This window comes from Melioribacteraceae bacterium, assembly GCA_030584085.1.
In the GTDB taxonomy this organism is placed as follows: domain Bacteria; phylum Bacteroidota; class Ignavibacteria; order Ignavibacteriales; family Melioribacteraceae; genus SURF-28.
The window spans coordinates 809,514-823,233 of the sequence record CP129490.1; the positions used below are offsets into that span (position 1 = coordinate 809,514).

Below are 13,720 nucleotides of genomic sequence, written 5' to 3' on the forward strand. Positions count from 1 at the left end.
ATTACCTCTCTACCAATTAGTCCAAACTTTTGTTTTCCAATATGTGGATTTAGTCTTTTTCGATTCACCCGTTTTTTTAGATTTAGCTTTTACATAGCTTTTCTTTTTTACAGATGGAGAAGTTTTTTCAGTTTCGTTTGTGATATTGTTAAGAGCAAACGGATGATCTGAAACTATCGGAATCGGTTTTGAAATCAGTTTGTTAATATCCTTTAAAAAAGATCTTTCTTCTGTGTCACAAAGTGAAAGTGCAACGCCGCCTAATCCCGCTCTGCCGGTTCGTCCAATACGATGAATGTATGTCTCGGGAATATTCGGAATTTCAAAATTTATTACATGAGAAAGCTCGTCGATGTCAATTCCTCGTGCTGCGATATCTGTTGCTACCAAAACTCTTGTTTGCTTAGCTTTAAAATTATTCAATGCACGCTGTCGGGCATTTTGAGATTTATTACCATGAATTGCTTCGGCAAGTATTTTTGCTTTATTCAAGTTCCTCGCGACAACGTCTGCACCATGTTTGGTTCTAGTAAAAACGAGAGCAGATTCTATTGCCGGATCTTTTAATAAGTGAATCAGAAGAGCTTTCTTATCGGATTTAGCTACATAAAAGACGCTTTGTTTAATTGCTTCAACTGTTGGTGATTCCGGTGTAACTTCTACTTTAACTGGATCGACTAAAATTGTATTTGCAAGCTTTACAATTTCAGGCGGCATTGTTGCCGAGAAAAATAATGATTGTCTCTTTGTGGGAAGTTTTGAGATTATTTTTTTTACATCATTAATAAATCCCATATCAAGCATACGATCTGCTTCATCGAGTACAAATAGTTTAATATCCCGCAAACTGATATAGTTTTGATTTATTAAATCGAGCAATCTTCCGGGAGTTGCAATCAAAATATCAACACCGGTTCTAAGCTTGTCGGTTTGTGATCTCTGAGGAACTCCACCAAAAACTACAACATTTTTAAGTCCGGTATGTTTACCGTAAGCATCAAAACTTTCTCCGATTTGAACCGCGAGTTCTCTTGTCGGAGTAACAATCAGCGAATGAATAATCCTTCTCTTATTTGTTTTTGATTTTTCAAGATGAAGAATCTGTAAAATCGGGACGGCGAATGCCGCAGTTTTTCCTGTACCAGTTTGCGCACATCCCAGCAAATCTTTTCGTTCAAGAATTACGGGAATTGCTTGCTGCTGTATGGGAGTCGGTATCGTGTAACCTTCTTCGGCAAGAGCTTTTTTTATAGGTTGAATAAGGTTTATTTTTTCAAATGACATTTGTTTCTATTTCCTTTTATAACGGTTTGTTAAATTTTATTTTGTTTTGATCAGCAGTGAAATGAATGAATTTCTTAGAAAAGAATTACAAACAGGGCATGTTACTGAAGCAGTACAAATAATTTCAATGTAAAATTAGCTTAAATATTTGCCATCTCAAAGTTATAATATTTTTATGGAAGGATTAAAAGACACAATAGCTTCTTATAAAATATTTTTTATATTCCCACACTAATCTGAAAATAATTATGGAGCATCCGATGAAAAAGCTATTCATAACGTTATTTCTATTGATTACCACGTTATTTGTAACAGCTCAAGAAAATAGAAAGATCATTGATCTAACTTATGCTTTTGATGAAAACACAATCTTTTGGCCGACTCAGGAAGGTTTTCAATTAATTGAAGATTTTCACGGGATGACCGAGAAAGGTTATTTTTATTCATCATACGGTTTTAAAACTGCTGAACATGGAGGAACACATCTAGATGCTCCGATTCACTTTTATGAAGGAAGATATACTTCTGACGAAATTCCACTCGAGAAATTTATCGGTCAAGCAATTGTAATTGATGCATCTGACGAGTGCGCAGAGAATCGAGACTATCTTTTCGGTATTACAGATTTTGAAAAATGGGAAAATGAACACGGAAGAATTCCCGATGAATCAATTATCCTATTAAAAAGTGGTTATGGTAAATATTGGCCAGACAGAGAAAAGTATATGGGAACAGCAGAACGTGGAGAAGAAGCTGTTGCTAAACTTCACTTTCCCGGTCTAAGTGAAGAAGGTGCCAAATGGTTAGTGAACGAAAGAAAAATAAAAGCTGTCGGAATAGACACACCAAGCATAGATTACGGACAGTCAAAATATTTTAAAGCGCATGTTGTTCTGTGTGAAGCAAACACACCGATTATTGAAAACGTTGCAAATCTTGACCAACTTCCGCCGAAAGGATTTGAAGTTATCGCTCTTCCGATAAAAATTAAGGGTGGCAGTGGTGGTCCGACAAGAATAATTGCACTGATTAGTAATTAGAAAAGATAAAAAATGATTGAGAAACAGTTGGTTTAGTCAGTCCCAATAATCATGACTGCATCATCAACGCTTTCAGATAAGCAAAGCTCATTAGTAAGTTCATCAGTCTCGAATAGAGAAGCAATTTCGGCAAGTAGTTTTAGTTGAATTTCATTTTCGGTTCTGGGGGTTAACAGCATCACTATAATATTCGCCGGTTTGTTGTCAAAGGATGAAAAATCAATCCCGTTCTTCGAGATTGCGATTGCAACAACTGAATTTTTAATATTGAGCTTTGTATGTGGTATAGCAAGACCGTTAGCGATTCCTGTTGGTTGAGTTACTTCTCGTTTTAAGATTTCACTGAATATTAGTTCAGAATCCAATGTTTGTATAGCCGCAATTTTTTCTGATAATTCTTTTATAACTTCAGTCTTACTTTTAGATTTTGTAAAATAAATTAAATCTTTTCTGATTAACTTTTTGAAGGAGATAAAATGAACACTCTTTCTTAAAAAGATATTCATTAACGGTGCACTTGAAATAGAAGTAAACAACGCCATTATAACCAGAGCAACAAAAACTTTTTCTTGAATCAAACCAAATTGCAATGCTAGTGTACCGAGGACAATTTCCATTGCTCCTCTTGAGTTCATACCAAAACCGATAATCATTGAATCATTTCTAGAAAATCCACTAATTTTTGATCCTAAATAACCGCCAACAACCTTACCTACAAAAGCAAGTATTAGAAAAATAAGTACAAGTAAGAGATCGAAATTTGCCAAAAAGTTCACCCGCAATCCGATTGAGACAAAAAATAAAGGAGCAAAAATATTCGTAACAAATTCATGAATAATATTTCGTGTTTTTTCGTCGAGATGTGCTGAGTCACCGATTGCTATTCCAATTATAAAAGCACCAAAGATTGCATGAATTCCGATATATTCCGTGAATGCTGAACCTAAAAATCCGGTAATCAAAACTAGATTTATAATTCCACCGGGAACTATGGTATGTTTTTTTAATTTCGGAAGTATTATATCAAAAATTTTCTTTCCAATTGTTAAGAAGAAAATAATGAAAACAAAAGTGATAATTATTACATTTCCTAAACCGAGACCATGCCCATCTGTACCAATCATACTCAGAATAATTGAAAATATGATCCAGCCAATTAAATCGTTTACCATTGCGGATGATATTATAATCGAACCGATTTTGGATCTAAAAATATTTAAATCCATCAATGTTTTTACAACAACAGGTAATGCAGTTATTGAAAGAGCTGTACCAATAAACAGAGCAAACACTAGAACTGAACTACTATCTTCAATACCTAGGAATTGAGGTGCAAGAAATGCAAAACCGAAACCAACTGCAAAAGGAATTATTATACTTGCTAAACTAGTTTTTACAGCAGCTGGCCCTTGTTTTAAAACTAGTGCTAGATCAATTTCAAGTCCTGAAACCAAAAGTAAAAGTATTACTGATATCTGGATCAATCCGTCTTGAGCTATTTGAACATTTTCTGATGCAACAAAAAGAGAATTAAAAAATTCAGGGAAGAGTGTTCCTAGGAGAGTAGGCCCCAAAATTATTCCGGCAATTATCTCACCTATAACAAATGGTTGATTTAGCTTGCGAACAATCTCTCCGAAAACTCTTGCAAACAAAAGCATTACCGCAATACCAATAAGAAAGAATGTTATTTCGTTTGCTGTTAATTTCATTTTATTTGGATGAATTCTTTATAATTAATAAATCACAGGGAATGTCCACAAAGATATATTCCAAATCATGTTGAAAAACTCTATCAAAAAAACCCAATCTTCTTGCTGGTGCGCTAACAATAAAAAGATCGATACCTTCCTTTCTTAAAAACTGTCTAACTGCCCATCCTTCTTTTCCGGGTAAACAAATTTTACTAATATCGACGCCCCTAAGATTAAGTTCATTGACTAGAATGCTTAATTTGATCGATTCTTCATTAATTATTTTCTCTATATAATTATCCATTTCATTTGCACTGTTTCCGGTAACTGCTGAAGCCGAGATCCCTGTCGTATCAATTTCTCTAATTAAAATCAATTGATCGGATTTTTCCATCATTGCAAACTGATTTGCTTTTTGGATTGTATTTTCATTTTCGGGACTAAAATCGACCAACACGCCTAATTTTTTAAATTCTTTATCAGAGTTCATTGCAGAAGTCAAAATCAATAATGAGCATGGGACTTTTCGCATTAACTTTCTGGCAACAGATCCGAAGTAATATTTAATAGTTTTTTCCTTTTCCAATGCTCCGGCAATTAGTAAGTCAATGCTATTTTTTTTAATCGAGTCTATGATTACATCAGCCGGATTTCCCGAACCCCAAATAAAATTAATTTCTTCCGGTTTAAGGTTACTTTCTAGAACTAGTTTTCTAAGTCGTTCTTCCGTTTCCGAATTTCTTTCCCCCACATGGATCAAATACAGCTCTGAATTAAATAATAATTTGAGTCGTCTAGTCTCCGCTAATAATGCTTTCCCGGTAGGTGAGAATGTTATCGCTAATCCAAGTTTTTTAAACATGATTCTAATTTTCCATTTATTAGAGATGTGTACCATAAATATATAAGACATTTTTGAAAGAAAAAATTAAATAGGGATAGTGAATAAAAATAAGTAGTTAGATCGATATTATGTCTAATAATAGTTTGACGTAAAAGTTTAATGGATCTTTTTTTGCTCTGATTTTTTTTTGAATTTTACAAAACTTTTATTTCGCTATTACGAAAGAGTGAATAAAGGGGATATGATTTTCACATTATTCAAAAAACCAGTCATTTGATTTTATAATCTGAATTTTTACTACAATATTCAAATTTGATTCTTTATTTATAGATTTTAATAAATATTTATTTCTCTTCTTTTTTTTGCCAAGAAAATCAAGATTAGGAACTAATTCTCCTCAAATCCAGTTTTTCTTCTAAATTTTGGGAAAATAAGGGCTTATAATCTTGACTTTTTTTTCCAGATTGAATAGTTTTACAAGAAGAAAATTGAAATAAAAGGAGAATTAATGTCTGATACGAAAGTAAGAATAGAGGACTTTGGGAGCGAGGAACAGGCCAAAGCGATTGAAGATCTTACAAAATCCGAATATAAATGGGGATGGATAACCAATATTGAATCCGATACGGCTCCAAAAGGATTAAATGAAGATGCGATTAAATTTATCTCTGCAAAAAAAGAAGAACCTGAATGGATGCTAGAGTGGAGATTAAAAGCTTATCGAAATTTCTTGAAGATGAAAGAACCGCATTGGTTGAATGCTAAATATCCACCGGTTGATTTGCAGAATATTAGTTATTACTCAGCCCCGAAGAAAAAACCCACTTTAGATAGCCTTGATGAAGCTGATCCTGAATTACTCGAAACTTTTGAAAAGTTGGGTATTCCGCTAGACGAGCAGAAAAGATTAGCCGGTGTTGCTGTTGATGCTGTATTTGATTCCGTTTCGGTTGCGACAACTTTTAGAGAAGCCCTCGCTGAAAAAGGAGTAATTTTTTGTTCGATATCTGAAGCGATAAGAGAACACCCAGAATTAATAAAAAAGTATTTAGGTTCTGTTGTTCCGCAAGGTGATAATTATTATGCTGCTCTTAACTCCGCAGTATTTACCGATGGTTCGTTTGTTTACATTCCTAAAGGTGTTCGCTGCCCGATGGAACTTTCAACCTATTTTAGAATTAATGCTCAAGAAACCGGACAGTTTGAAAGAACGTTAATCATTGCCGACGAAGGAGCTTACGTAAGCTATCTCGAAGGATGTACAGCGCCTATGAGAGATGAAAATCAATTGCATGCCGCCGTTGTTGAGCTTATAGCACTTGATGATGCTGAAATAAAATATTCTACGGTTCAGAATTGGTATCCGGGAAGTAAAGATGGTAAAGGCGGTATCTATAACTTCGTTACTAAAAGAGGAGCGTGTAGAGGAAAAAATTCCAAAATAAGCTGGACACAAGTTGAAACCGGTTCTGCAATTACATGGAAATATCCAAGCTGTATTTTACAAGGTGACAATTCGGTAGGTGAGTTTTATTCAATTGCTGTAACTAATAATTATCAGCAAGCCGATACCGGAACAAAGATGATTCATCTCGGGAAGAATACAAAAAGCACTATCATTTCAAAAGGTATTTCTGCCGGAAGAAGCAATAATACTTATAGGGGATTAGTAAAGGTTAGTAAGAATGCCGAGAACGCAAGAAACTTTTCTCAATGCGATTCTATGTTGATGGGAGATAAATGTGGAGCACACACCTTCCCTTACATAGAAATAGATAATAAAACCGCACAAGTTGAACACGAAGCAACAACATCAAAAGTTGGTGAAGATCAAATATTTTACTTGAACCAAAGAGGAATAGATGAAGAGGATGCCATCAACTTGATTGTAAATGGTTTCTGTAAAGAAGTGTTTAATGAATTACCGATGGAATTTGCAGTCGAAGCACAAAAACTTCTCGCAATTTCACTTGAAGGTAGTGTCGGTTAATAATTTGTTTGGGGAGTAAGATTAAGAATTAAGATTATGATTAAGATGGGGAAATGAGAGCAGTATTCTTGATCGTAATCTTAATCTTACTCTAAAATATTTGCAAAGATTTTTAAAAGAAAATATAAAAAGGAAAAATAAATAATGATTAAGATCAAAAACTTACATGCAACCGTTGAAGGAAAAGAAATTCTTCGCGGCATTGATTTGGAAGTTAAAGCGGGGGAAGTCCACGCAATTATGGGTCCTAATGGGTCCGGAAAATCTACGTTAGCCAATGTAATTGCCGGTAACGAAGGTTATGAAGTAACAAAAGGTGAAATAATTTTTGAAGGTGAAGAACTTTTAGATATGGCGCCTGAAGAGAGAGCAAGAGCCGGTGTATTTTTAGCATTCCAATACCCGATTGAAATTCCGGGAATAAGTAATGCAACATTTTTAAAAACCGCAATTAATGAAATTAGAAAAGCTCATGATAAAGAAGAAATTACAGCTAAAGAATTTATGCAGAGAACAAGAGAGTTTGCAAAAATTTTGAGTATGCCTGATGATTTGATTAGTCGTTCCGTAAATGCCGGTTTTTCCGGCGGTGAAAAAAAGAAAAATGAAATCTTCCAAATGTTAATGCTTAATCCAAAATTAGCTTTGCTTGATGAAACTGATTCAGGTTTAGATATTGACGCGTTAAAAGTTGTATCACAAGGAGTGAATCATTTTAGAGGTAAGGATAACGCTGTTCTTCTCGTTACTCATTATCAAAGACTTCTTAATTATATTGTCCCGGATTTTGTTCACGTTTTGTCAAACGGAAAAATAATTAAATCTGGTGGAAAAGAACTCGCTTTAGAGTTAGAAGAAAAAGGTTATGATTGGATTGTAAACCCAGAATTGGAAACAGCATAAGAGAGGGAAACTAGAATGTCAGAATTGAATAAATACGATGCAATAAGAGATTGGTACATTTCCAATTTTCAAGATTTTGAAAGCAAACTAAACGGTCAATCCAAAACTTTTTTGCATGATATTAGAAAAGATGCGTTAACCAAGTTAAAAGATTTACACTTCCCGACAATTAAAGATGAAGAATGGAAATACACAAATATTGCACCTTTAATGAAGGAAAATTTTGTACTTCCGGAAAAAGTTGAAGCCACAAAAATCGATGAAGAATTTATTTATAAAAATTCTTTCACTGATTTTGACTATGATCGAATTGTATTCATAAATGGAAAATTTAGTCCGCAATTTTCAATAATTGGTGAATTGCCCAAAGGCGCTGTTATCGGATCACTTGCAAAAGCCATAACAGAGAACACGGAGATTGTAAAAAAGTATATCGGAAAATATTCTAAAGTTGAACACGCCTTCACGGCAATGAACCAAACATATTCAACCGACGGATTATTCGTTTATCTTCCCGAAGGAAAAATGCTTGAAAGACCGCTTCAAGTATTCTTTGTAAATGGGAATGAAAATGAAAAAATTCTTTCCATCCCAAGAAATTTAGTAATTGCGGAATCCGGTTCGTCGGGAAAAATTATTGTGAATTATGTAGGCGTTAATAATAACTCATACTTTACAAATACACTTTCGGAAATTCACGTTGATGTAAATGCAAACTTAGATTATATAAAAATCCAAAGTGAAAAGAAGAATGCTTTTCATATAGATAAAACAGATATTTATCAAGATAAGGGAAGTATATTTAATCATTACTCCTTTGCATTCGGTGCTTCGTTATCAAGAACAGATATAAACTCCGTTCTCGATAATGAAAATATAGAATGTCATTTCTACGGAATTTATCTGGGTAAAGATAAACAGCATCTTGATCACCATACCTTTGTTGATCATGCAAAACCAAATTGTATGAGCAATGAAGTTTACAAAGGAATTTTGGATGATGAATCTCGAGGTGTATTCAACGGGCAAATATTAGTAAGACCCGATGCACAAAAAACAAATGCTTATCAATCTAATAAGACTGTTTTGCTATCTGATAAAGCAACAATTGATACTAAACCGCAACTTGAAATTTTTGCTAATGATGTTAAATGCTCTCACGGGGCAACGATTGGTAAACTTGATGAAGAAGCATATTTTTACATTCGTTCAAGAGGTGTTGAGGATAAAATCGCTCAATCAATGTTGATTCACGCGTTTGCTGCTGATGTAATTGAAGCGGTGAACATTGAACAACTTAGAGATCAACTCAATCATAAATTGTTCGAAACCTTAAACAGAATAGAGATATAATTTTAATGAAAGATGAGATAGACATAATTACGGCAAGCACTAAAAGTAAAAAACGAATCTTTGATGTTTACGATGTTCGAAAAGATTTTCCGATTTTACAAAGATTGGTAAACGGAAGACCTTTAGTCTATCTCGATAATGCCGCAACAACTCAAAAACCAAAGTCGGTAATTCAAAATCTGGTTAATTATTACGAAAGTGATAATGCCAACATTCATAGAGGATTATATTTTCTAAGTGAAGTCGCTACCGAAGCATATGAAACTGCTCGACTTAAAGTAAAAGAATTCCTCAATGCAATGAGTGCGTCGGAAGTAATTTTTACAAAAGGCACAACTGAAGGAATAAACTTAGTAGCTACTTCATTATGCAGAGCCGGTCATTTTAAGGAAGGTGATGAAATCATTTTAACACAAATGGAACATCACGCAAATATTGTTCCTTGGCAATTAATCTGTAATCAAAAACAGATGAAAATAAAAGTAATCCCGATTAATGATGCAGGTGAATTAGAACTTGATAAACTTGATGAACTCATGACCGAAAAAACAAAAATGATTTCGGTTGTTTATGTTTCAAATTCATTGGGCTCGATAAATCCTATAAAAGAAATAATATCTAAAGCTCACACAAATAATATTCCCGTATTGATTGATGGAGCACAAGCCGCACCGCATCTTAATATTGATGTTCAAGACTTAGACTGTGATTTCTTTGTTATGTCGGGACATAAAGCTTACGGACCAACGGGAATAGGTGTGCTTTATGGTAAAACGGAATATTTAAATATGATGCCGCCATATCAAGGTGGTGGTGATATGATTAGAGAAGTAACATTCGAAAAAACAACTTTCGAAGATATACCAAATAAGTTTGAAGCCGGTACTCCTAACATTTCAGGCGGAATTGGATTCGGTGCTGCAATTGATTATCTGAACGAATTTAATTTTGAAGACTTAGCTGATTATGAAAATGAATTACTTCTTTATGGAACGGAAAAGTTGAAAGAAGTTGATGGGATTAAAATTATCGGTACTGCAAAAAATAAAGCATCGGTAATCTCGTTTATTATTGAAGGAATTCATCCGTACGATATCGGTACAATTGTCGATACACATGGTATTGCCATCAGAACGGGACATCACTGTACACAACCGATAATGCAAAGATATAATTTACCCGCGACCGCAAGAGCATCATTTTCATTTTATAATACAAAAGAAGAGATTGATAAATTAGCCGAAGGATTGCGAAAAGTAATTAAGATGTTTAAACAATAAGTGAACAAAATGGATATTGGAAAATTAGAACAAGATATAATTCATCAACTTAAAACCGTGTTTGATCCGGAAATTCCGGTTGATATATATGAACTTGGATTAATCTATGAAATAAAGATTGATGAAGAATCAAATGTTTATTTAAAGATGACTCTTACTTCACCGGGATGCCCGGTTGCCGGAAGTCTTCCCGGAGAAGTTAAAGATAGAGTTAAAGCACTCAAAGATGTAAACGATGTTTACGTCGATCTTGTTTGGGATCCGCCATGGGATAAAGATATGATGTCGGAAGAAGCCAAACTTGAACTTGGATTTTTATAATTAATTAATGTAGCACAAAAGTAAAGGATTCAGTTATGCATAATATAAATCTAAAACCACCTATGTATGATCCCGAAGCAGTTCAACCTATGCGTGATGAACTTATATATGTAGGATTTCAAGAATTACAAACTCCTGATAAAGTTGAAGAAGTTCTTTCGCAAAAGGATGATAAAATTACTTTGTTAATGATAAATTCGGTTTGTGGTTGTGCTGCCGGAAGTGCAAGACCGGGTGTTACTCATTCTGTTATGCACGATAAAATTCCGGATCGATTGGTAACCGTATTTGCCGGACAAGATAGAGACTCAACTGAGTATGTAAGGGAAAAATATTTGAAAGATATTCCGCCTTCTTCTCCATTTGTTGCGATGTTTAAAAACGGTGAACCACTTGCTGTTTTACCACGCCATCATATTGAAGGAAGAACTCCCCAAGAAGTTGCCGAAGCATTAATGGATGTTTATGATAAACATTGTTCAAAGCAAGGTCCGGCTATTTCCGAAGAAGCTTATGGTAAATTAGTTCATGCAAGAGCATGCGGTTCAACAATTCCATTAAACCCAGACACAAATTAAAATGAAATTTAGTTCAACAGAAGAATATGGTATTCGCTGCTTAATTAGAATTGCTAAGTTTCATGAAATCGGAAAAACACTTACGATTCCTGAAATTAGCAAAGCTGAAGGATTATCACAGCATAATACAGCTAAGATTTTAAGGCAATTACGTTTGGGTGGATTTCTGGAAAGCGAACGCGGTCAGACCGGTGGATACTCTTTAACTAGAGAACCCGAAGACATTAAAATCAATGAAGTGATGAATGTTCTCGGTGGAAGATTATTCGATTCATCATTTTGTGATTCGCACTCCGGTTCAAAAGATATTTGTACACATACAATTGATTGTTCGGTTCGATCATTATGGAAAGTTATTCAAGATGCGGTTGACACTGTTGTAAAAGACATGACGCTTAAAGATTTGGTCGGTTCCGAAAATGAAACATTTGAAAGGTTTAACGAAAATCTTGAATTTGTAAACGGGTTTGAAAATAGCAACTAAAATGTAGAGGCGTTGTAAAACGTCTCTACAAATGCTTATTTGCTAATAACATCTCCAAAGTTTTAATCAGTCTTTTTTCGCGTGTTTCTGGTTTCTTTGCTTCATTTATCCAGTTTGAGTATTCTTTTCGGTGTGTGTAAGACATTCTATCAAAAACTTCTTTTGCTTTTTTATTCTCCTTTAAAATCTCTTGAAGATCATTGGGAATGATTACAACTCTCTCTTCGGTATCTTGTTTAATCTCAATTTTAATTTCATCGTTTTCTTTTAAACCAAGTTTAGCTCTTATATCTTTTAACACAATCAACATGTGATTACTTCCACCCATCGGAGTTAGTGATCCGCGATAATTAATTCCTCCAATTTTAGCTTTCGCTTTTACCATACCGCCGGTTCCAAATTCAGTTCTAGCATCGTAGGGAAATTCAACTCCGTAACCACCGCGTTTTGTTTTAATAAGCTTCGCAGTAAACTTGTAGGTCTTCATTTAATAATCCCAAAAGATTCTTTAAATTTTTCAATCTCTTTTAACGGATCCGGGAAGTATGCAAAACAAAGTAAGGGATATAAATTTGAAAAAACTTTTACACAAAGAGGAAGGAGATTATCTGTCGCGACTTGGTTCTTGTCAAATTTATTTAGCTGAAGTAGGATGTATTTATAATCCGTAAGTAACGATAAATGTTTTTCTGCATTAAAACTTTTTAACACTTCGGTCGGCTCTTTGGAATCCATATGATGAAGTGATAGCTTGTTATTTAGTCTATATTCTTTAAATATTTCACGGATTTCATTTTTATACTTATTAAAATTCTGACTGAAATAAAGATTTTCATCATTTGATTTATTCAAAAAAATACCAAGATCAGTTCCGTTGGGATCAAAATAAAGAAAGTATTCACTATCCAACTTAAATCTACCGAAATGAATTAAGAAGTAATTTTTATAGGGAGCACCTTTTGCAAACCGCATATCTTTGTTAAGGCGCATTAATGTTTGATTGAATTTTGGTTCTGTTCGGATCGCTGGATTCAATCTATTAAATAACTGGGCCATTTCTGTAACAAATAATCTTGCCGGTTTAACCAAAACATTTTGGTATCGATCTTTGTTTTTATGAAACCATTCTAAGTTATTATTCTTTTCAAGGTCTCTCAGAAAATTAAAAATCTCATCGCCAAATCCCTTAAAAATCGGCTGGTCTTTGCTCAATACATTATTCCAATATTTATTGTTAAATAAAAATGAGCGATATCTTTTCTAAATCGATCTCGTAAGTTTTCAACTCCCTCGTCGAATAGGTGCATGTAATAATATCTTAGATTAATTCCAATTAAATTTGATTTACTCGATCCAAAATTAGCACCGAACCCTACATAACCGCCGACAGCAAATTTTGTTTCGGCATCACCAAATGCGCTGAAAAATTCTTGTTCATAAGGTGTAGATAAAATTAATGTAGGACCAACACCAAAATTTACATATGGTCTTAGGTTTGAAGTCAATTCAGTAGAAAACAATCTGTATTGCAATCCAATATTAACGGGAATAAGAAATACCCTATTAATTTTTCCTACAGTAAAAGTATTACCCCAATAATCTATATATTGAAATTCTCTCTCGTCTTTCGATTCGGAAAAAGAAAGATCAATAAACCCGGTCATTTCCGTATTAAACTCTTTTCTAAAAAAAGTACCTATCCCAAATCCACCTTCACCGAACATCAAATCGACGCCCCACGAGTTTGGCGGAAATTCTTCGGGCGGTTTTTCCGGAGCAAGTTTCCCTATTTCTTGACTGTATGCAAGAGTACTTAAAAATATTAGCAAAATGAGAATAATTTTAATTCTCTTCATTCTTAATTCCTTTTCTCTTTGTTTTATGCTAAAATTAGATATTATATTTCAAAAATCAATGCAATGTTTCATATATATTTTTAGGGTAGGCTA

14 protein-coding genes are annotated in these 13,720 nt (G+C 34.0%); 8 read left to right on the forward strand and 6 right to left on the reverse strand.

Going from position 1 to position 13,720, the window contains the following annotated elements; genetic code table 11:
- Positions 1–9: 9 nt before the first annotated feature.
- The gene (locus tag QY331_03705) at positions 10–1,284 is read right to left on the reverse strand and encodes a DEAD/DEAH box helicase (GenBank protein ID WKZ70361.1); all 1,275 of its coding nucleotides are present in this window, start codon (positions 1,282–1,284) and stop codon (positions 10–12) included.
- Between the two features lie 260 nt (positions 1,285–1,544).
- Here QY331_03705 and QY331_03710 point away from each other — a divergent pair, with 260 nt between their 5' ends.
- Entirely contained in the window at positions 1,545–2,324 is a 780-nt protein-coding gene (locus QY331_03710; GenBank protein WKZ70362.1) for a cyclase family protein, read from the forward strand.
- A gap of 32 nt (positions 2,325–2,356) precedes the next feature.
- On the opposite strand, the gene QY331_03715 is transcribed toward QY331_03710, so the two are convergent.
- Both QY331_03715 and QY331_03720 read right to left on the reverse strand, forming a co-directional pair.
- Positions 2,357–4,036: a cation:proton antiporter gene (locus tag QY331_03715; GenBank protein ID WKZ70363.1), complete on the reverse strand. Its 1,680-nt coding sequence runs from the start codon at positions 4,034–4,036 to the stop codon at positions 2,357–2,359.
- Between the two features lies 1 nt (position 4,037).
- Entirely contained in the window at positions 4,038–4,880 is an 843-nt protein-coding gene (locus QY331_03720) for a universal stress protein (protein WKZ70364.1), read from the reverse strand.
- 490 nt (positions 4,881–5,370) lie between these two features.
- Between QY331_03720 and sufB the strand changes: the two genes are divergently transcribed.
- The 7 genes from sufB (at position 5,371) to QY331_03755 (ending at position 11,771) form a co-directional block, all read left to right on the forward strand.
- Complete coding sequence (sufB, locus tag QY331_03725) at positions 5,371–6,852, forward strand: Fe-S cluster assembly protein SufB (protein WKZ70365.1); 1,482 nt, start codon at positions 5,371–5,373, stop codon at positions 6,850–6,852.
- Positions 6,853–6,996: 144 nt separating this feature from the next.
- A complete protein-coding gene (gene sufC / locus QY331_03730) occupies positions 6,997–7,755 on the forward strand; it encodes a Fe-S cluster assembly ATPase SufC (GenBank protein ID WKZ70366.1) in 759 nt (252 codons plus the stop codon).
- 15 nt (positions 7,756–7,770) lie between these two features.
- Complete coding sequence (gene sufD, locus QY331_03735; protein ID WKZ70367.1) at positions 7,771–9,108, forward strand: Fe-S cluster assembly protein SufD; 1,338 nt, start codon at positions 7,771–7,773, stop codon at positions 9,106–9,108.
- A gap of 5 nt (positions 9,109–9,113) precedes the next feature.
- Positions 9,114–10,388 carry a cysteine desulfurase gene (locus QY331_03740; GenBank protein WKZ70368.1) on the forward strand — a complete coding sequence of 425 codons (1,275 nt, stop codon included), beginning with the start codon at positions 9,114–9,116 and terminating at the stop codon, positions 10,386–10,388.
- Between the two features lie 9 nt (positions 10,389–10,397).
- Positions 10,398–10,709 carry an SUF system Fe-S cluster assembly protein gene (locus QY331_03745; GenBank protein WKZ70369.1) on the forward strand — a complete coding sequence of 104 codons (312 nt, stop codon included), beginning with the start codon at positions 10,398–10,400 and terminating at the stop codon, positions 10,707–10,709.
- Positions 10,710–10,744: 35 nt separating this feature from the next.
- Complete coding sequence (locus QY331_03750; protein ID WKZ70370.1) at positions 10,745–11,287, forward strand: BrxA/BrxB family bacilliredoxin; 543 nt, start codon at positions 10,745–10,747, stop codon at positions 11,285–11,287.
- Between the two features lies 1 nt (position 11,288).
- On the forward strand, positions 11,289–11,771 hold the full coding sequence (locus tag QY331_03755) for an Rrf2 family transcriptional regulator (GenBank protein ID WKZ70371.1): 483 nt from the start codon (positions 11,289–11,291) through the stop codon (positions 11,769–11,771).
- Between the two features lie 25 nt (positions 11,772–11,796).
- On the opposite strand, the gene QY331_03760 is transcribed toward QY331_03755, so the two are convergent.
- From QY331_03760 to QY331_03770, 3 genes are read right to left on the reverse strand one after another with little or no spacing between them, the layout of a single operon-like run.
- Positions 11,797–12,258, reverse strand: a complete 462-nt coding sequence (locus QY331_03760; GenBank protein WKZ70372.1) for a YdeI/OmpD-associated family protein — start codon at positions 12,256–12,258, stop codon at positions 11,797–11,799.
- Positions 12,255–12,983 (reverse strand): DUF2461 family protein, encoded by a 729-nt coding sequence (locus tag QY331_03765; GenBank protein WKZ70373.1) that lies wholly within the window; start codon positions 12,981–12,983, stop codon positions 12,255–12,257. Before QY331_03765 ends, QY331_03760 begins: the two co-directional genes overlap by 4 nt.
- Positions 12,980–13,627, reverse strand: coding sequence for a hypothetical protein (locus tag QY331_03770; protein WKZ70374.1), 648 nt, complete (start codon positions 13,625–13,627; stop codon positions 12,980–12,982). The genes QY331_03765 and QY331_03770 overlap by 4 nt, the downstream gene beginning before the upstream one ends.
- Positions 13,628–13,720: the final 93 nt, after the last annotated feature.